Origin of the sequence: Methylobacterium sp. J-088 (genome assembly GCF_022829295.1) — a bacterium.
GTDB lineage: Bacteria > Pseudomonadota > Alphaproteobacteria > Rhizobiales > Beijerinckiaceae > Methylobacterium.
Genome location: NZ_JAKSYH010000154.1, coordinates 1 through 17,125, shown reverse-complemented (window position 1 = coordinate 17,125; position 17,125 = coordinate 1). Strand labels below are relative to the sequence as shown.

At 71.2% G+C, this 17,125-nt stretch carries 20 protein-coding genes; 2 read left to right on the top strand and 18 right to left on the bottom strand.

Annotated elements, in window-relative coordinates; translation table 11 throughout:
• Nucleotides 1-141: GTP-binding protein (locus tag MKK63_RS17460; RefSeq protein WP_243958598.1), on the bottom strand; the 141-nt coding region annotated here is incomplete at its 3' end.
• 308 nt (nucleotides 142-449) lie between these two features.
• Between MKK63_RS17460 and MKK63_RS17455 the strand changes: the two genes are divergently transcribed.
• The gene (locus MKK63_RS17455) at nucleotides 450-1,313 is read left to right on the top strand and encodes an outer membrane protein (RefSeq protein ID WP_244003967.1); all 864 of its coding nucleotides are present in this window, start codon (nucleotides 450-452) and stop codon (nucleotides 1,311-1,313) included.
• Nucleotides 1,314-1,627: 314 nt separating this feature from the next.
• Here the strand turns inward: MKK63_RS17455 and phnN are convergent, their stop codons facing one another.
• From phnN to phnG, 9 genes are all read right to left on the bottom strand, one after another.
• Complete coding sequence (gene phnN / locus MKK63_RS17450) at nucleotides 1,628-2,158, bottom strand: phosphonate metabolism protein/1,5-bisphosphokinase (PRPP-forming) PhnN (RefSeq protein ID WP_244003965.1); 531 nt, start codon at nucleotides 2,156-2,158, stop codon at nucleotides 1,628-1,630.
• Nucleotides 2,158-3,294 carry an alpha-D-ribose 1-methylphosphonate 5-triphosphate diphosphatase gene (locus MKK63_RS17445; protein ID WP_244003963.1) on the bottom strand — a complete coding sequence of 379 codons (1,137 nt, stop codon included), beginning with the start codon at nucleotides 3,292-3,294 and terminating at the stop codon, nucleotides 2,158-2,160. The genes phnN and MKK63_RS17445 overlap by 1 nt, the downstream gene beginning before the upstream one ends.
• A gap of 11 nt (nucleotides 3,295-3,305) precedes the next feature.
• Nucleotides 3,306-4,013, bottom strand: a complete 708-nt coding sequence (gene phnL / locus MKK63_RS17440) for a phosphonate C-P lyase system protein PhnL (RefSeq protein WP_244003961.1) — start codon at nucleotides 4,011-4,013, stop codon at nucleotides 3,306-3,308.
• Nucleotides 4,010-4,783: a phosphonate C-P lyase system protein PhnK gene (phnK, locus tag MKK63_RS17435; RefSeq protein ID WP_244003959.1), complete on the bottom strand. Its 774-nt coding sequence runs from the start codon at nucleotides 4,781-4,783 to the stop codon at nucleotides 4,010-4,012. The genes phnL and phnK overlap by 4 nt, the downstream gene beginning before the upstream one ends.
• Complete coding sequence (locus tag MKK63_RS17430) at nucleotides 4,780-5,256, bottom strand: GNAT family N-acetyltransferase (protein ID WP_244003957.1); 477 nt, start codon at nucleotides 5,254-5,256, stop codon at nucleotides 4,780-4,782. Before MKK63_RS17430 ends, phnK begins: the two co-directional genes overlap by 4 nt.
• Nucleotides 5,253-6,128: an alpha-D-ribose 1-methylphosphonate 5-phosphate C-P-lyase PhnJ gene (locus MKK63_RS17425; protein ID WP_313901774.1), complete on the bottom strand. Its 876-nt coding sequence runs from the start codon at nucleotides 6,126-6,128 to the stop codon at nucleotides 5,253-5,255. The genes MKK63_RS17430 and MKK63_RS17425 overlap by 4 nt, the downstream gene beginning before the upstream one ends.
• A gap of 206 nt (nucleotides 6,129-6,334) precedes the next feature.
• Nucleotides 6,335-7,441, bottom strand: coding sequence for a carbon-phosphorus lyase complex subunit PhnI (locus MKK63_RS17420; protein ID WP_244003955.1), 1,107 nt, complete (start codon nucleotides 7,439-7,441; stop codon nucleotides 6,335-6,337).
• 3 nt (nucleotides 7,442-7,444) lie between these two features.
• Nucleotides 7,445-8,032, bottom strand: coding sequence for a phosphonate C-P lyase system protein PhnH (phnH, locus tag MKK63_RS17415; RefSeq protein WP_244003953.1), 588 nt, complete (start codon nucleotides 8,030-8,032; stop codon nucleotides 7,445-7,447).
• Between the two features lie 2 nt (nucleotides 8,033-8,034).
• Entirely contained in the window at nucleotides 8,035-8,505 is a 471-nt protein-coding gene (gene phnG, locus MKK63_RS17410; protein ID WP_244003951.1) for a phosphonate C-P lyase system protein PhnG, read from the bottom strand.
• A 79-nt stretch (nucleotides 8,506-8,584) separates the two neighbouring features.
• On the opposite strand from phnG, the gene phnF reads away from it, so the two are divergent.
• Nucleotides 8,585-9,328, top strand: coding sequence for a phosphonate metabolism transcriptional regulator PhnF (gene phnF / locus MKK63_RS17405; RefSeq protein WP_244003949.1), 744 nt, complete (start codon nucleotides 8,585-8,587; stop codon nucleotides 9,326-9,328).
• Between the two features lie 69 nt (nucleotides 9,329-9,397).
• Here the strand turns inward: phnF and phnE (MKK63_RS17400) are convergent, their stop codons facing one another.
• The 8 genes from phnE (MKK63_RS17400) to MKK63_RS17365 all read right to left on the bottom strand — a co-directional run.
• Complete coding sequence (gene phnE, locus MKK63_RS17400; protein ID WP_244003947.1) at nucleotides 9,398-10,267, bottom strand: phosphonate ABC transporter, permease protein PhnE; 870 nt, start codon at nucleotides 10,265-10,267, stop codon at nucleotides 9,398-9,400.
• On the bottom strand, nucleotides 10,264-11,145 hold the full coding sequence (gene phnE / locus MKK63_RS17395) for a phosphonate ABC transporter, permease protein PhnE (RefSeq protein ID WP_244003946.1): 882 nt from the start codon (nucleotides 11,143-11,145) through the stop codon (nucleotides 10,264-10,266). The genes phnE (MKK63_RS17400) and phnE (MKK63_RS17395) overlap by 4 nt, the downstream gene beginning before the upstream one ends.
• 15 nt (nucleotides 11,146-11,160) lie before the next feature.
• Entirely contained in the window at nucleotides 11,161-12,090 is a 930-nt protein-coding gene (gene phnD / locus MKK63_RS17390; RefSeq protein ID WP_244003944.1) for a phosphonate ABC transporter substrate-binding protein, read from the bottom strand.
• A 95-nt stretch (nucleotides 12,091-12,185) separates the two neighbouring features.
• The gene (gene phnC, locus MKK63_RS17385) at nucleotides 12,186-13,025 is read right to left on the bottom strand and encodes a phosphonate ABC transporter ATP-binding protein (RefSeq protein WP_244003942.1); all 840 of its coding nucleotides are present in this window, start codon (nucleotides 13,023-13,025) and stop codon (nucleotides 12,186-12,188) included.
• A 111-nt stretch (nucleotides 13,026-13,136) separates the two neighbouring features.
• Nucleotides 13,137-13,772, bottom strand: a complete 636-nt coding sequence (locus MKK63_RS17380; protein ID WP_244003940.1) for a chloramphenicol acetyltransferase — start codon at nucleotides 13,770-13,772, stop codon at nucleotides 13,137-13,139.
• Nucleotides 13,765-14,451 carry a DUF1045 domain-containing protein gene (locus tag MKK63_RS17375; protein WP_244003938.1) on the bottom strand — a complete coding sequence of 229 codons (687 nt, stop codon included), beginning with the start codon at nucleotides 14,449-14,451 and terminating at the stop codon, nucleotides 13,765-13,767. Before MKK63_RS17375 ends, MKK63_RS17380 begins: the two co-directional genes overlap by 8 nt.
• 32 nt (nucleotides 14,452-14,483) lie before the next feature.
• Nucleotides 14,484-15,632 (bottom strand): ceramide glucosyltransferase, encoded by a 1,149-nt coding sequence (locus MKK63_RS17370; RefSeq protein ID WP_244003936.1) that lies wholly within the window; start codon nucleotides 15,630-15,632, stop codon nucleotides 14,484-14,486.
• 277 nt (nucleotides 15,633-15,909) lie between these two features.
• Nucleotides 15,910-17,125, bottom strand: a 1,216-nt coding sequence (locus MKK63_RS17365; RefSeq protein ID WP_244003934.1) for an autotransporter outer membrane beta-barrel domain-containing protein, incomplete at its 5' end; no start/stop codon positions are given.

The following is a 17,125-nucleotide window of genomic DNA, read 5'->3' as shown; positions in this document are numbered from 1 at the left end:
GTAGGCCGTGAACGTCGCGCCGCCCGTCTCAGCCAGCACCTTCGTGATCGCCGCCGTCAACGACGTCTTGCCGTGATCCACGTGACCGATCGTGCCGATGTTGCAGTGCGGCTTGGTGCGGGAGAACTTTTCCTTGCCCATGATTCCCATTCCTGCGGCGGGGACCGTGCGGAGCCCCGGATCCTGATCGGCCGCCCCGACCTCGGACAGGGGCGCAAAACGCGGTCCGATTAGAGGGTCGGCCGGCCCGGATCAAGGTCCCGGGGGCGGCGGGGACCTGCGACCGCCTCGACTGTCAAGCGCCAACGCCGTGTCTTGATCGTGGAATTATCAGTCTCCAGAAATCCATCAGACACTTTCGAGCCACACTGTGGCAGCGGAGGCATAGCGGGATCTGTGCCGCCGCGCTTAAGTGCGTTCAACAACGCACAAGCCTGGACCCCGCAACCATGATGAAGAAGCTCCTCCTCGCCACCGCTGCGACCGCCCTGGTCACGACGGCCGCCTCGGCCGCCGACCTGCCGCGCCGCGCCGCGCCGCCGCCGGTCTTCACGCCGGTTCCGGTCTTCACCTGGACGGGCTTCTACGCCGGCCTCGAGTCGGCCTACACCTTCACCGATCGCGAGCGCATCACCACCGCCGGTGTCCTGCCGGGCAACGCCAACAACGTGGCGCTCGGCCGCCGCCCGGGCCTGACCTCGACCTCGCAGGATGGCTTCGCCAACATCGGCGGCACCGCCGGCTACAACTACCAGTTCACGCCCGGCTCCGGCATCGTGGTCGGTATCGCCAACAGCATCGACTGGACCGACATCACCAAGAACCGGGTCGTGCTCGGCACCGGCAACGTCGCCGGCGGCCCGCCGAACCTCAGCCAGTTCCGCCAGAGCCTCGACTGGCTCGGCACCCTCACGGGTCGCGCCGGCTACGCGTTCGACCGGGTCCTGGTCTACGGGATGGGTGGCCTCGCCTACGGCAACGTGTTCCACGACGCCAACTTCTACACCCCCGGCGGCGCTCTGCAGTTCGCTGGCCGCTACGACGACTTCAAGACCGGCTTCGCCTACGGCGGCGGCATCGAGTTCGCGCTGCCGACCGACAGCTTCCTGAATACCTTCGCGCTGGGCCGCTACCTCGGCATCAAGTACGACGCCATCACCGTGAAGGCCGAGTACCTGCACTACGATCTCGGCAGCCAGAGCGTGCTGGTCGCCGCCGTCCCGGGCGTCGGTACCGGCTCCTACATCTCGCGCTTCCGCACGGAAGGCAGCATCGTCCGCGCTGGCTTCAACTACAAGTTCGGCGGCTTCTAGTCTTCCCAGCGATGCCCGGGGCTCCTGCCCCCGGGCGACCGAACGGGCGCGTGCCAAAGACGGCACGCGCCTTTTTTCATGCCCGAGCGGCGCGCCTTGTCGAGCGCCACCCTTTTCCCGGGCGCATGCAGCGCCAGCGGGATGCGACCCGGGATCCCGCACGAAACACCGCGCCGTGTCGATCTCGATCAACCTGTGCCGCCGACGCGGCGAGTCCTGTGCCGGCTCCCGGATGGGTTCCCCTTCGCTCCACCCGTCCGGGAAAGCGGCGTGCCTTGTAAGCGCCGTCCCGGCGGATGCCGCGGGCAGGCGGCTCAACAGGCGCGCAGATGCGCCATCAGGCGCTCCGCGCCGGTCTCCGGCGCACCCACGTTGAGGATCCGCAGATCCGCCGCGACCGGCACCGCCCGCGCAAGCCGTGCGGCGAGGTCGCCGTCCTCGGCCCGGCCCCGGGCGGCGAGGCGCTGCATCAGGATCTCCGGCGGCGCCGTGATCTCCACCACGCTCACAGATGGCCCGGCATCGCGGGCCTGCGCCACGACCCGGCGGGACACGTTGCAGACCACCACGTGGCCCGCCTCCGCCAGACGGCCGGCCTCCGCCGGGATGGCGTAGCCCAGGCCGTGGGCGCGCCAGTGCAGGGTGAAGCGGCCCGCCGTGCAGCCGTCCGCGAAGGCGGCCTCATCGATCTCGTCGTTGTCCTCGTCCGCCGAGGGGGGCCGCGTGACGAGGCGACGCGGGAAGACGTAGCGGGGATCGTCGGCGAGTGTCGCCCGCGCCAGCCGGATCAGCGTGTCCTTGCCGGCTCCGCTCGGCCCGACAACGAGGACGAGGCCGCCCAACATCAGGCGACCCGCCGCCCGGTGCGCCAGACCTCGCGGACCACCGGCACGCCCTCGGCCAGTTGCACCCGCACGAGATCGGCCCGCAGCCCCGGCGCCAGGGCGCCGCGGTCGGTCAGGCCGGTGGCGCGGGCCGGGTTCGCCGTCACGGTGGCGAGCGCCTCCGGCAGGGTGATGTCCGGCGCCTGCCCGGGCAGCAGGAAGGCCGCCATCAGCAGGCTCGCCGGCACGTAATCCGACGACAGGATGTCGAGGTGCCCGGCCTCGGCGAGCGCCAGGGCCGCGACGTTGCCCGAATGCGAGCCGCCGCGGATCAGGTTCGGCGCGCCCATCATCACGGTGAGGCCCTGACCGTGGGCGGCCTCGGCCGCCTCCCGGGTGGTGGGGAACTCGGCGAGCCGCACCCCTTCGTCGACCGCGAGTTCGACATCCTGCAGGGTGGTGTCGTCGTGGCTCGCCAGCGGGATGTTCATCTCGCGGGCGAACTGGACGAGGGCCGGGCGATTCTGCGCGTTGAGCGCCTTGCCGTCGCGGATCTTGCGCTCGGTGTTGGCGAGGATCTCTTCCATCGGCCGGCCGCCGCGGGTGGCGTAGGTGTAGTACTTCTCCATGTCGCGGAACTGCCGCTGGCCCGGGGTGTGGTCCATCAGCGAGATCAGGCCCACGGGGTAGCGGGCCGTGAAAGCCGCCACCGTGTCGAGCACGTCCGCGGAGGGCAGTTCGCAGCGCAGATGCGTGAAATGCTCGGCCCGGAACAGATCCTGGACGCGGGCGGTGGCGATGGCGCCCGCAAGCTGCTCCAGCTCGGAGCCGAGGCCGCTGCCATCCGGATCGCTGCCGGCACGCAGCGAATCGAACACCGTGGTGATGCCCGAGGCGGTGATCTGCGCGTCGTAGGCCAGCACCGCGCCGAGCGGGTGCCAGCGGACCTTCGGACGCGGCGCGTAATGGCTCTCCAGATGGTCGGTGTGCAGTTCGATCAACCCGGGGATCAGGTGGTCGCCGCCGAGATCGAGGCCGCGGGCAGGCGGGCGGCCCTCGCCGATCTCGGCGATCGCCCCGTCGGAAACCGCGAGCCAGCCGCGCTGCACCCGATCGGGCAGGACCAGGGTCGCGTTCTCGATGATGAAGTCGTCCATCGTCTCCGTCCTCAGGCTGCCCGGGCGCGCGGCGCGAAATGGGTGACGTCGACCACCCGAGTCGCCACAGCATCGCGCATCTCGCTGTCGTGGAAGATGCCGAGCACGCCGGCGCCCCCTGTCAGCTTCTCGCGCACGAGATCGGCCACCACGGCGCGGTTCTGCGCGTCGAGGGAGGCGGTCGGCTCGTCGAGCAGCAGCAGCGGCCGGTCGGCGATCAGGCCCCGGGCGATGTTGACCCGCTGCTGCTCTCCGCCCGAGAAGGTCGCGGGCGGCAGGCCCCAGAGCCGTTCGGGCAGGTTGAGCCGGGCGAGAAGATCCTTCGCACGGGTCCGCGCCGCCGCTTGGTCGAGACCGCCCTCCCGGCCGGCCGCCTCGACCACGTCGAGGGCCGAGACCCGCGGGATCACCCGCAGGAATTGCGACACGTAGGCGATCACCCGCGCCCGGAGCGCCAGCACTGCCCGCGGATCGGCCTGTACCACGTCGACGATCGTGTCGCCGTCGCGGACCAAGATGGCGCCGCCGTCGCAGCGATAATTGCCGTAGGCCATCTTGAGGAGCGAAGATTTGCCGGCTCCGGACGGGCCGCCCAGCACAACGCACTCGCCGGGTTCCACGGACAAGCTGACGCCGCCAACCACCGGCAGCACCACCCCGTCGCGCAGATGCAGGGTGAAGCTCTTGGCGACGTCCTGGAAGGTGAGGAGCGCGGTCATGCGGCAAGCACCGAGGAGACGAGGAGCTGGGTGTAGGCGTGCTCGGGATCGTCGAGCACCCGGTCGGTCAGGCCGGTCTCGATGACGCGGCCGGCCCGCATCACGGCGATCCGGTGCGAGAGTAGCCGCGCCACCGCGAGATCGTGGGTCACGATGATCACGGCGAGCCCGAGTTCGGCCGAGAGCCGACGGATCAGGTCGAGGAGCCGGGCCTGGACCGAGACATCGAGACCCGAGGTCGGCTCATCCATCAGCACGAGGCGCGGACCCGTGACGAGGTTGCGGGCGATCTGCAGGCGCTGGCGCATCCCGCCCGAGAACTGGCTCGGCGGGTCGTCGATCCGGCCGGCATCGATCTCCACCCGGCCGAGCCAGTCGGTGGCCTGGGCGCGGATCCGACCGTAATGGCGCTCGCCGAGCCCCATCAGGCGCTCGCCGACATTGCCGCCGGCCGAGACCGCCATGCGCAGGCCCCGCGTCGCGTCCTGGCGCACGAAGCCCCAGTCGGTGCGCATCAGCGCCCGGCGCCCGGCCTCGCTCAGGCCGGCGAGGTCGCGCAGCGCCCCATCCCGCATCCGGTACGACACCGTCCCGGAATCCGGGGCCAGCTCGGTGGCGATCAAGGAGAGCAGCGTCGACTTGCCGGAGCCGGATTCGCCCACGATCGCCAGCACCTCGCCGGGGACGAGATCGAACGAAACGTCGGCGCAGGCGAGCCGGGGGCCGTAGCGCTTGGTCAGGCCGCGGACCTGAAGCAACGGTTCGGTCATCGGGTCACCTCTTCGGCGCTGGGCAGAAAGGGGGGATCGAGGCGGAAGCTGTAGCCGTAGCGCTCGAAGCCGAGGCGCTCGTAGAAGATATGCGCCGGCTTGGCATCGACGTTCGACGACAAAGCGAGCTTGTAGCAGCCCCGCGCCTGGGCGAGGCGGAACGCCTCGTGCATCATCGCCCGGCCGAGTCCGCCGCCGCGCTGCCCGGACGAGACCACGACGCTCTCGACCAGCGCCGAGGGCATGCCCCAATGGGCGATGTTGTCGAGGATGATGAGGCAGAAGGTGCCGACGACCGTGCCATCGACCTCGGCCACGTAGAGTCCGTAATCGGGGTAGGCCGTCTCGAGCCGGTCGAGGAGCGCCTCAGCCTGCTCCAGGGTGGCCACCCGCCCGCTGTTCAGCGCGGCGTAGAGGTCGAGGACAGCCGGGAGGTCGGGCGTCCCGGCCCGGCGGACCGTGAGACCGGTCATATCGCGTCTCCCGTACCGACATGCCCGTCCGCGCGGCGCCCCTCGCAATGGTCGGTGTCCGAGCACACGAACATCCGCCGCCCGGCATCGTCGAGCAGCACCTCGTCGAGATAGACGCCCTCGGCCCCGCACAGCGCGCACGGGTGCGTAAATTCCTGCACCCGGAACGGATGGTCCTCGAAGTCGAGGCTGCGCACGCGCGTGTAGGGCGGCACCGCGTAGATCCGCCGCTCGCGCCCCGCGCCGAACAGCTGAAGCGCCGGGCAGTCGTCCATCTTGGGGTTGTCGAATTTCGGCGTCGGCGACGGGTCCATCACGTAGCGGCCGGCGACCTCCACCGGGTAGGCGTAGGTGGTGGCGATGTGCCCGTGCCGGCTGATATCCTCGTAGAGCTTCACGTGCATGGCCCCGTACTCGGCGAGCGCGTGGAGCTGGCGGGTCTCGGTCTCGCGCGGTTCGAGGTAGCGCAGGGGCTCGGGGATCGGCACCTGATAGACCAGGGTCTGGCCCTCGGTGAGCGGCGTCTCGGGGATGCGGTGGCGGGTCTGGATCACCGTCGCCTCCGCGGTGCGGGTGGTGGTGGCCACCCCGGAGGTCTTGGCGAAGAACCGGCGGATCGAGACCGCATTGGTGGTGTCGTCGGCGCCCTGGTCGATGACCTTGAGCACGTCCGCCCGGCCAAGGATCGCGGCCGTCACCTGCACGCCGCCGGTGCCCCAGCCATAAGGCATCGGCATCTCGCGGGAGGCGAAGGGCACCTGATAGCCCGGCACCGCGATCCCCTTGAGGATCGCCCGGCGGATCATCCGCTTCGTGCCCTCGTCGAGATAGGCGAAGTTGTAGCCGGATTGCTGCTGGGACGTCGGGTTCACATCCCCTCTCCCCGCCTGCGGGGAGAGGGTTTTGCCGACCTCGTCGTCGGCGAAACGAGGCGGCAGCCGAAGGTGAGGGGGCGCCGACGGAGGCGCCCGACCCGGAAACTCCCCCTCACCCTCGCCCTTCGGGCTTGCCGCGTCGACGACGAGGTCGCCGCAGCCCTCTCCCCGCGCGCGGGGAGAGGGGAAAGTCTGTGTCCCGCTCATTCCGCGGCCTCCTGCATCTCGACGGGCTCGGATCTGTGCTCGAATTCAGCCCTTAGCCGGCGAACCAGCTCCAGCTCCGCCTGGAAGTCGACGTAGTGGGGCAGCTTGAGGTGCTCGACGAAGCCGGTCGCCTGCAGGCTGTCGCAATGGGCCAGAACGAATTCCTGGTCCTGCGCCGGGCTTACCACCGGCTCGCCCAGCTCCTCGGCGCGCAGCGCCCGGTCGACCAGCGCCATCGCCATGGCCTTGCGCTCGCTCTGGCCGAAGCTCAGCCCGTAGCCCCGGGTGAATTGCGGCGGCGCCGCGCCCGAACCCTTGAACTGGTTGACCATCTGGCACTCGGTGAGCTGCACCCGGCCGAGCGGCACCGCGAAGCCCAACTCCTCGGGCACGAACTCCACGGCCACCTCGCCGACCCGGATCTCGCCCACGAACGGGTGGGTGCGGCCGTAACCCCGCTGGGTCGAGTAGGCGAGACCGAGGACGAAGCCCTCGTCGCCCCGGGCGAGCGCCTGGAGACGCAGGGCCCGGTCGGCCGGGTAATCCACGGGCTCGCGGGTGAGGTCGCCCACGGGGGCGCCCTCGTCCGGCGGCGAAGCCTCGATCAGCCCGTCCTGGGCCAGCAGGTCTGTGACCCGCGGACAGAGCGCGGCATCGGCGCGGGGCTCGGCCTCGGCGGCGGTCTCGGTCTCACCCTCCGCGGCCAGCGCGAAGTCGATCAACCGATGCGTGTAGTCGAAGGTCGGCCCGAGCACCTGCCCGCCCGGCAGGTCCTTGAAGGTCGCCGAGACCCGGCGGGCCACCGCCATGGCGCCAGTCTCGAGCGGCACGGAGGCGCCGAAGCGCGGCAGAGTCGTCCGATAGGCGCGGACCAGGAACACCGCCTCGACCAGGTCGCCGCGGGCCTGCTTCAGGGCGAGCGCCGCGAGATCGGGGTCGTAGAGCGAGCCCTCGGTCATCACCCGGTCGACCAGCAGCGCCATCTGCTCGCGGATCTGCGCCACGGACAGTTCCGGCACGGAGGTGTCGCCCCGGCGCGCCTCGGCGAGCAGCCGGTGGGCGTTGTCGATGGCGGCCTCGCCGCCTTTGACGGCCACATACATGGGTCAGCCCTCCGTGGCGGCAGTGGAGCGCGGCAGCCCGGCGACGCGGCCGGGAGCGGTCAGGATCAGGTCGACGCCGAGGGGGAAATCCGCGCGGTTCCCGGCGAGCAGCGCGACGAAGCCCTCCGGCAGCGGCGCCAGCGCGACGCGGGCAGTGCCGCGGATGCCCGGCCCGGTGAGGCACAGCCCCTCCCCCGCGGTGATCGTTTCCAGGGCGAACACCAGGGTGGTGGAGGTGTCGGGATAGGCCGGCGTACCGGGGGCGAAGGCGTCGAGCGGCGGGCAGCGCGCCGGATCGCTGATCAGCGCGAAGGCGGCCGCGGCCGGATCCTCCGTGAGGGGAGCGCCGGTGTGGAAGCGCAGGTAGGCGCCGACCGCGGGCGACGCCGCGAGCCCCGCATCGAGCCAGACCGGCGTGTCGGCGTCGGCCAGGGTGAGCGCGACGGCGGCGAGTTCCGGGGTCAGCGGCGCCGGCGGATTCAGGCCCGGGGTGAGCGTCCGTGGCAGCCCCGGCCGGGCGAGGGCATCCATCACGGCGCGGAACGTCGCCTGCGCGTCGTGGACGGGATCGGCGAAGCCGGGTGCGAGCATGCTCAATCCTCCCCACGGGCGACGGTCAGGAACTCGACCCGCGTGGCGGCAGTCTGCCGCGCCGCCTTCCGGCGATCCGCCTCGGCCCGGTTGGCGGCATCCGCCAGGGCGGCCGCGACGTGGGCGCGTCGCGCCGGATCCTGCCAGAGCGCGTCGAGGATCGCGGCGAGGCGCGCCTTCGTCCGGTCGCGGCCGAGATGGTAGGCGAATCCCGTGCCCCCATCCGCCAGACGGATCGCCGCCCGGGTGACGCTGACCTCGCCGACATGGAACGGGCGCCCATCGCCGCCGATCCGGCCGGTGGCCATCACGAGGCCGGTCTCTGGCGCGCGCAAGTCCTCGGCAGCGGGGACATCAAGCCGCGTCAGCGCGACTTCCAATTCAGTTCGGCTGGCGTCGGCGCACAGGGCCATCACGGCCTGTCGGGCCACGATCTCGGGTCCGGGTTCAGGGCCTGCCGGGTTCGGGGTCATAGCGAATCCCTCCGTCGCGTCGTTGTATAGATCTATAGACAACTGGCGCGCGCCGGACAAATGAAGTTTGGATGACAGGATGGATGCAGAGGCACAGGCGCCCGGCCTCGTCCGGGGCGAAGGGCTGACGGCGTGGCGGCAGATCGCCGACACCCTCACGGCCGATATCGCGGCGGGGCGATACGCGCCCGGCCAGCAACTGCCCACCGAGGCGGCGCTCGCGGCGCGCTTCGCGGTGAACCGGCACACCGTACGCCGGGCGCTCGCCGCCCTGGCCGAGGGCGGCCTCGTGCGCGCCAGCCAGGGCCGCGGCACCTTCGTGGAGGAGCCGCGGCTCGCCTACCCGATCGGGCCGCGCACCCGCTTCTCGGAGATCGTCGCCGAGGCCGGCCGGGAAGCCTGGGGCGATCTCATCGCCTCGGCCACCGTCGCAGCCGCGCCCGAGCCGGCGGCGGCGCTGGCCATCGCCCCCGGCGCGCCGGTGCTGGAACTGCTGACGGTCCACCGGGCCGACGACGCGCCACTCTCCACCTCGCTGACCTGGGTACCGTTGCCGCGCTTTGCGGGCTTCGCCGAGGCCTATGCCGAGCGCGGCTCGATCACCCGGGCGCTCGCGGCCTGCGGCGTCCACGACTACACGCGGCTCTCGACACGCATCCACGCCCGCCCGGCCGAGGCCCAGGAGGCGGCGCGGCTCGACATCGCGCCGGGGCGGGTCGTGCTGGTGGTGTCGAGCGTCAATATCGATCCCGCGGGCGTGCCGATCCAGGCGAACCGGACCCTGTTCGCCGCCGACCGGGTGGAGCTGGTGATCGGCGGCTGAGGGCCGGAGCGTGTCAGTCTGCATGACGGGGTCCCAAAGGGACGAGTCCCTTTGGAAACCATGACCGGCTCAGCGCGCCGCCGGCCCGATGAGTGCCCGCCGGAGCCGGGTCGAGACCCAGTCGATCGCCGCCACGGTGACGAGGATCATCAGCACCAGGAAGGCGACCTGCTGCAGTTCCAGCACGCGGATCAGCTCGGTCAGGTATTGGCCGATGCCACCTGCGCCGACGATGCCGATGATCGTCGCCGAACGGGTGTTCGATTCGAAGAAGTACAGCACTTGGCTCGCCAGAACCGGCAGCACCCCGGGGATCAGCCCGAAGCGGATCCGGTGCAGGCTTGAGCCGCCCGAGGCGACGACGCCCTCGCCGGGGCGCCGGTCGCAGGTCTCGATCGCCTCCGAGAACAGCTTGCCGAGAGCCCCGAAATCCGAGCACGCGATGGCGAGTGCCCCCGCGAAGGGGCCCAAGCCCACGACGTTGATCCAGATCAGCGCCCAGATCAGCACGTCGACCGAGCGCATCACGTCGAGACCGCGCCGCACGGCGAAATGCGCGAACGGGTTGGACACGACGTTGCGCGCCGCCAAAAACGCGACCGGGAAGGCCAGGATCGCCGCCGTCAGAGTGCCAACAAACGCGATGCCCAGCGTCTCGCCGAGCGCGTGCAGGAAGGTCCAGAGATGGCCCTCCGGGGACGGCGGCAGCATCAGCACCGCAAAGGAGCCGAGCCGCCCGAGGCCGTTGAGGATCCGCGCCATGGAAACGTCGAGGCGCCAGCATGCCAGGGCGGCAAGGCCGATCAGGACACCGAGCCCGAGGCCGAACCGGGCCCGTGCGGCCCAATCCACCCGAAACTGCGCCGGATAGCGACCGCGCAGCCGCGCGAGATTGTCCTGCGCCTCAGCCCGCAGGTTTCCGGTACGGGCCGCGCTCATCGGAGGCTCTCCGGGCCGATCAACCGGTGGCGGACCTGCTCGGTAACGAGGTCGATGCAGAACACCGTCAGGATGATCAGCACGAGGATCGCACTCACATCCGCGTAGTAGAAATTGCGAATCGCGCCCAGGAACTCCTGGCCGATACCGCCCGCGCCGACGAAGCCGAGAACGGCCGCCCCGCGCACGTTGATCTCGAACCGCAGCAGCCCGTAGGAGGCAAAGTTCGACAGAACCTGTGGCAGCACTGCGAAGCGCACCGTCTCGACCCAGGTGGCGCCCGCGGCGGACAGACCCTCGACGGGGCGCATGTCGATGTTCTCGACCACCTCGGAGAACAGCTTGCCCAGCGCCCCCGTGGTGTGGATCGCGATGGCCAGCACGCCAACCATCGGGCCGAGGCCGAAGGCGATCACGAAGATCAGCGCGAACACGATGTCCGGGACGGTGCGGCAGACCTCCAGGAAGCGCGTGGTCAGCAGACGCAGCACGCGCGACCGCATGAGGTTGGCGGAGGCGGCGAAGCTGAGGACGAACCCCGCGAGCCCCCCGAGCAACGTGCCGAGATAGGCCATCAGCAGGGTCTCGCCCAGCAGCGCCAACCAGCCGGACAGGCCCCAGTACCACTCGCGCAGGTCGGCGACCGGGTGGTCGAGGCCGACCGGCGGCAGGATCTGCCGGATGTAGGCGGTGAACTTGCCGATGTTCTCGGCGAAGGTCAGCGGCCGCACCTCGGCGACGAGCCCCGCCAGCACGGCGAGCACCGCCATGAGTGCAAAGCCCGCGAGCGTGCGGCGGCGCGCGGCGCCGGTCGCCGCCGCGTAGAGGCCGGAGAGGGCGGCTTCCCGCTCCGGCGGCAGCTTGGTCAGGCTACGCAAGGCCGACGGTCCGGATCAGGATTTCTTGCGTTGCTTGTCGTTGAACCGCAGCATGTCGATGACCGGCTGGTAGTCCTGGATCGTCGCCGGGATGATGCCGAGATCCTTGCCGTCCGACAGCCGGTCGAAGGCCGCCTTGTCGGCGGTCGGCAGGGCGAGGAGTGCGTCGCGGATCTTGGCCTTCAGGTCGTCCGGCAGGCTGGACAGCACGGCGTAGGCATCCCCCGGCAGGAGATCGGACTTGAACACGATCCGGAAGTCGTCCTTCGTCATCGGTCGCCCCTGGGCATCCTTGACGATGCCCTTGGTCAGCATGCGGGCGAGGTTGTTGTCGGCCGCCGAATTCCAGAAGTTCGCCGCCGCGTCGGCGGTGCCCTGGGTCAGCGCCAGCACGGCGTTCTCGTGGCTGCCGGCAAAGAAGACCTTGCCGAAGAACTTGTCCACATCGTAGCCGGCCCGCCGCAGGAAGAAGCGCGGCGCCTGGTTGCCCGAGGTGGAGTTCGGATCGACCAGGGCGAGGTTCTTGTCCTTGAGATCGGCGACCGTCCGGTACGGGCTGGAGGCCAGCACGTAGACCACGGAATAGTAGCCCGAGATGCCGGTCTCGTGCTTCGGGCTCGCGACAGGCTCGATCTTCACGCCGGTCATGACGGCGCGGGAGAGCGAGGCGGCGCCGTAATACCCGATCTGGATGTTGCCGGCCCGCTGGCCCTCGATCACCGCGGCGTAGTCGCTCGCCACCCGCAGCTTCACCGGCACGCCGAGCGCCTTGCCCAGATAACCCGCCAGCGGCGTGTAGCGCTCGACGGTGCCGCTGGCGTTCTCCGCCGGGATGACCGCCAGCGTCAGCTCGGGATACTTGGCCTTCCAATCCTGGGCGGCGGCCGGCAGGCCGAGCAGGGCGAGGGCCGCGGCGGCGGCGGCGAGGGTGCGTCGAGTGATCATCGTGCGGTCCTTCGGCGTTGGTGCGGGCTTCGGCCGCCCTCTGGGTCGGCCGGGCGTTTCCCGATCTGTCGTTTGTTTTGGGGCCGGGGCCCGATTCATGCGCCGAGGGCGGCCTCGCGGATTGGCCGGGCCGGAACGCGGCCCGGCAGCGCCGCCCGCTGCTCCGCCTCCCGCTGGGCCGAATCGTCCAAGACCTCGCCGGCCTCCAGCCCGTAGAGCCGGCGCGCCACATCCTCGGTCAGGTCGAACGGCCCGCCCTCGAACACCACGCGGCCGGCCGCGAGTCCGACGAGGCGGTCGCAATAGGCGCGCGCGAGGTCGAGCGAGTGCAGATTGCACAGCACGGTTATGCCGTAGCGCCGGTTCACCTCGGCGAGCGCGTCCATCACGAGGCGCGTGTTGCGCGGATCGAGGGAGGCCACCGGCTCGTCTGCCAGCAGGATCTGCGGCTCCTGCACGAGGGCGCGGGCGATCGCCACGCGCTGCTGCTGGCCGCCCGACAAGCCGTCGGCCCGCTGGCCGGCGAACTCGCCCATGTCGAAGCTGTCCAGCGCCGCGAGCGCCATTGCCCGGTCCTCGTCGGACCACAGGCGCAGCAGGGCCCGATGGCTCGGCACGTGGCTGAGCCGCCCCATCAGCACGTTGGTCATCACATCGAGGCGTCCGACGAGATTGAACTGCTGGAAGATCATGGCGCAGCGCGTGCGCCACTCTCGCAGATGCCGCCCCTTCAGGGCCGTGACGTCGCGCCCGTCGTGGAGGATACGGCCCGAACCCGGGTCCGCCAGCCGGTTGATCAGCCGCAGCAACGTCGATTTGCCGGCGCCGGACCGGCCGATCACCCCGACAAAGCTGCCCGGCTCGATTCGCAACGTGACGCCGTCCACGGCACGCCGGTCACCGTACTGGCGCGTAAGATCCTCGATGACGAGCATGCATCCATCCGCTGCGGAATGGCCGCAGCTAGACGCTGCTTACGCGACGATTGGATGACGAATACATGTCGATGTTGTTTGCCGGCGCAGGATATCTACCCGATAGCGGCCTCACGTGTCGTATCGATCGAGGAATGCTTCGATCGACAGGGCGCGGAAATCCGGAAGCGCACGGCGCAGGCGTTCGTGGTCCCAGTCCCACCACGCGAGGCGCTCCAGCCGCGCGGCGATATCCTCGGGGAACCGGCGCCGGACCGGCCGGGCCGGGTTGCCGACCACGATCGCGTAGGGGGCGACGTCGCGCGTGACGATTGCGCCCGCCCCCACCACCGCACCGGTGCCGATGGTTCGGCCGGGCAGGACCACCACGCCGTGGCCGATCCAGACATCGTGGCCGATCGTAACGGGGCTCGCCCGGCGCCGGTCGAAGAAGGCCGGCTCGTCCGCTTCCTCGGGCCAGTAGGCACGCGCCCGATAGGTGAAGTGGGCCTGCGAGGCGCGCTCCATCGGGTGGTTGCCCGGGTTGATCCGCACGCTGGCGGCGATCGAGCAGAACTTGCCGATCGCCGTGTAGATCACCTCGCCATCCTGGCCGATATAGGAATAATCGCCGAGGCTCGTCTCGGTCAGGCGGGTGCGGGCGCCGATCTCGGTGTATCGGCCGAGTCGGCAGGATTCGACCCGGGCGCTGAGGTCGATGGCGGGTGCGAGGCCGAGGGGCGGAGAGACCTTGGGAACCTCAGCCATGGGACGCACCGAAGGGCAGGCGCGCCAGGAGCCGGAACGGCCCGCCCGCATCCTGGGTCAGGAGGCAGATCGCGTCGATCGTCACCGGCTCCCGGCCCGAGGCGGCGTAGGCCTCGGCGAGGCGGCGGTGCCAGCCGTCGCGATCGGGCTCCGGCAGGGCATCGGTCAGGGTCATGTGGAAGCGGAAGGCCTCGAACACGTGCGGATAGCCCCAGCGGTCGAGCAGGGCGCGGCCGCGCGGATCCAGGCGCTCCGGCCGGCGCTTGGCGCGTTCGGACTCGGTGAGCGGCGCCCGTAGGGGCTCCAGGGCCGCCACGCATTCGGCCGCGAGCAGGCCGAGTTCCGGCGGCGGCGCCTCCGGCACCAGGGCGAGGAACCGCCCGAGGGCCGCAACCCGCAGCAGCCCGAGCGCCACCGGCGGGTGGGCGGTCGCGAGGCCGCGGGCGGCGACGACGAGATCGGCCTCCGTTACCCCCGGCGCAAGGCGCATCGGCGCCTTGAGCGTCGCGTGGAAGCCGTAGACCCGGGCCCCCGCGTTGACGGCAGCAAGCTCGCCCAGTCCCGCCGGGTGTGCGACCGCCTCCCCGGAGGCGGTGTCGTACCCGAGCACGCTCCGGCCGAAGGCCTCCAGGGGGCAGCCCGGGGTGGGCAGCCAATACAGGGCATAGCGGCGCGTCACGTCTTCACCTCCGGGGCGCGGGGCGACCGCGATCAGGCCGTTGGCGCATAGGGCCGAGCCTCGGCGGCCCGGCGCGGGCGGACATCCATGGCGTTGCCGCGCCACACGATCGCGCTCTGCACCCAGGCGCCCAACCAGATCGCCGGGATCAGGGCATCGCGCACCAGGAAGGCCGCCAGCATGCGGGGCGCGCGCCGCCAGCCGGCGCGGATCGCGAGCCCGACCTCGGCGGCATAGCACAGCGCCGCGAGGCATGCAGCGCCGACGAGCCCGGCGAGGCTGCCGGCCCAGAGCGCCAGCAGCAGCGCCGGCAGCAGGACGCCGCTGCCGATCTCGGGGGCGAAGAACAGCGGGAAGGTCACCCGGCGCAGCCGAGCCCAGCGCAGCTGCCGCGCCCAGACCTCCCGGAACCCGCGCGGGCCCAGCGGCTGCTCGAACGGGCTCGCCACGAGGTGGACGCGCTTGCCGGCGGCCCGCACGAGCTTGGTGGCGGCCGCGTCCTCGGCGATCTCGGCGGCAAGCGCCTGGAGTCCACCGTGCGCCTCCAGGAACGGCTTGTGCCAGAGCATGCTCTTGCCCTGCGCGAAGCCCAGGCCGAACGCCTCGGCGGCGTATTGCCAGCGCGCCTGGAGGGTGTTGAGGAAGGCGCATTCCACCTCGGCCATGAAGCTGCCGGGGCGGGCGCCCACGGGGGTCGAGCAGACGAGGCCGGTGTCGTCGCGCCACGCTGCCTGGAGGCGCTGGAGGTAATCCGGCGGCATGGCCACGTTGGAATCGGCGAGCACCACCCACTCGTGGGCGGCGGCGCGCCAGCCGCGCAGGCAGTTGTTCAGCTTGGGATTGTCGCTCACGCGCTCGTCGCCGAGGATCAGGCGGGCCGGCACCCGGGGGTGGGCGGCGATCAGGCGCTCGACCAGGGGCACGATCGGATCGGTCGGGTCGGCCACGCAGAAGATCAGCTCGTAGGCGGGATAGTCGAGGCGGAAACTCCGGGTGAGCATCTCCTCGCTGTAGGCTTCCAGGCCGCGCAGGGGGCGGACCAGGGAGACGGGCGCCCCGGCCGGAAACCGCGACGGCCCGTGGACCGTGCCGAGGCGCCGGGCCGCGATGGCGATGCTGCCGATCTGGACGAGGGACAAGAGCGCGCCGAGGGCGAGAGCCGGCTCCGTGGCGTCAATCATGCGGGTCCCCGTTTAGCGTCGTGCGCGGCCCGGTCGCTAACGGCCGGACCGCGTCAGTCGTGTGACACGCGCGGGATGGAGCCGGGATTCACCGGCCCGTCGCGTCCTGGCATCCCGGGTTTCCAAAGGGCTCAGCCCTTTGGCGGGTGCTCAGGGCAGAGCCCTGAGATGGTCACCAGGGCTCTGCCCTGGACCCGCGAAAGGTCTCGACCTTTCGAAACCAAGACGGGAGCCATCCGCGCTCTCGTCGGGCAGGTCCTCAGAACCGGGCAGGTCCTCAGAACCGGACGGTGAAGTTGCCCTTCACGGCCTGGTCCTGCGCGCGGCTGCCGGTCTGGCCGGTATAGGCCACGCCGAGCGTCGCGTTCGGCGCCACCGCCAGATCCAGCCCGACCTGCGCCACCAGCGCGTCCCGGTCGATCGGAACGCCCGCGCTCAGGAACGCCGGGCCGCCCGAACCGAACCGCAGCAGCGCCGTCGGGACCACGTCCCCGAACGCGCGCCGGTAGCCGACCAAGCCCCGCAGCGTCACCGGCAGGCCCAGACCCAGATCCAGGCTCGTCTGCGCCCGCACGCCCGCGGTCACCGCGCCCAGGTCGTAGTCACGCGCGAAGCTCACGAGCGCCGCCGCGCCCCCGGCCTCGGTAAACCCGTCCCGCCGGATCCCGACATAGGCTCCGCCCACGAACGGCTCGACATACGACGCCGCCGGCTGAACCGCGACCGCGGCCCCGTCCTTCGACACCAGAGCCGCCACGGCCCGCTCACCCAGCGGGATCTTCCAGCCGATCTCGCCGAAACCCTGGATCGTGGAGCCGCCGCCATGCCCGCTCAGGGTGTCGGACAGCCCGTACAGGACAGCCCGGCGCGTGCGCGCATCCGTGTCGGCGTAGAGCGCGCCCAGCCGCAGCGACAGCGGCCCGACCTCGTAGCCGCCGTAGACGCCGCCGAACCCGCTCTTCATCGTCGCGCTCTCCGCCCGGCTCTGGCCGCCGACCCGGCCGGCGCTGTCGAGGTAGGCTTCGGTGTAGCCGCCGACCACGCCGAAGCGCAGCCCGTTGGCCAAGCGTATGTCCGCGCCCGCCGCGAAGCCCGCGATCTGCCGGTCGAGGTCGAACGCGTTGCCGCCGCCATCGGCCGTGCCGAACGAACCGAAGCCCTGGCCCCAGAGCCCGAACACCTGCGGGTCGAGGGTGCGCACCGGCACGTTGGCCACCACCGGCTGCCGGCCAGGCAGGTCGGCCGTGTGAGTGGCCGGCAGGGTGCCGTAGTCGAGCCCGGTGCCGGGATTGCCCCAGCGCAGCCGGTCGAGCACGGCCTCGCGCACAAAGAAGGCGGTCTCGTAGGCGGTCGAGACGGTGCTGGCGTGGATGTCGCCCGCCAGCGCCCGGAAGCCGCTCTCCGCCTCGCCGGTGGTGAAGCCGACCGCCGCGTCGAACAGCCGGCCGGCGCCGACCGCCTGGACGGCGTTGGCCGCCGCGATGCCGTTGCGG

Bases quoted from the DNA above. Each gene is read 5' to 3' on its own strand.
- MKK63_RS17455 (WP_244003967.1), top strand. From the start codon at position 450: ATGATGAAGAAGCTCCTCCTCGCCACCGCTGCGACCGCCCTGGTCACG.
- phnN (WP_244003965.1), bottom strand. From the start codon at position 2,158: ATGTTGGGCGGCCTCGTCCTCGTTGTCGGGCCGAGCGGAGCCGGCAAG.
- MKK63_RS17445 (WP_244003963.1), bottom strand. From the start codon at position 3,294: ATGGACGACTTCATCATCGAGAACGCGACCCTGGTCCTGCCCGATCGG.
- phnL (WP_244003961.1), bottom strand. From the start codon at position 4,013: ATGACCGCGCTCCTCACCTTCCAGGACGTCGCCAAGAGCTTCACCCTG.
- phnK (WP_244003959.1), bottom strand. From the start codon at position 4,783: ATGACCGAACCGTTGCTTCAGGTCCGCGGCCTGACCAAGCGCTACGGC.
- MKK63_RS17430 (WP_244003957.1), bottom strand. From the start codon at position 5,256: ATGACCGGTCTCACGGTCCGCCGGGCCGGGACGCCCGACCTCCCGGCT.
- MKK63_RS17420 (WP_244003955.1), bottom strand. From the start codon at position 7,441: ATGTATGTGGCCGTCAAAGGCGGCGAGGCCGCCATCGACAACGCCCAC.
- phnH (WP_244003953.1), bottom strand. From the start codon at position 8,032: ATGCTCGCACCCGGCTTCGCCGATCCCGTCCACGACGCGCAGGCGACG.
- phnG (WP_244003951.1), bottom strand. From the start codon at position 8,505: ATGACCCCGAACCCGGCAGGCCCTGAACCCGGACCCGAGATCGTGGCC.
- phnF (WP_244003949.1), top strand. From the start codon at position 8,585: ATGGATGCAGAGGCACAGGCGCCCGGCCTCGTCCGGGGCGAAGGGCTG.
- phnE (WP_244003947.1), bottom strand. From the start codon at position 10,267: ATGAGCGCGGCCCGTACCGGAAACCTGCGGGCTGAGGCGCAGGACAAT.
- phnD (WP_244003944.1), bottom strand. From the start codon at position 12,090: ATGATCACTCGACGCACCCTCGCCGCCGCCGCCGCGGCCCTCGCCCTG.
- phnC (WP_244003942.1), bottom strand. From the start codon at position 13,025: ATGCTCGTCATCGAGGATCTTACGCGCCAGTACGGTGACCGGCGTGCC.
- MKK63_RS17380 (WP_244003940.1), bottom strand. From the start codon at position 13,772: ATGGCTGAGGTTCCCAAGGTCTCTCCGCCCCTCGGCCTCGCACCCGCC.
- MKK63_RS17370 (WP_244003936.1), bottom strand. From the start codon at position 15,632: ATGATTGACGCCACGGAGCCGGCTCTCGCCCTCGGCGCGCTCTTGTCC.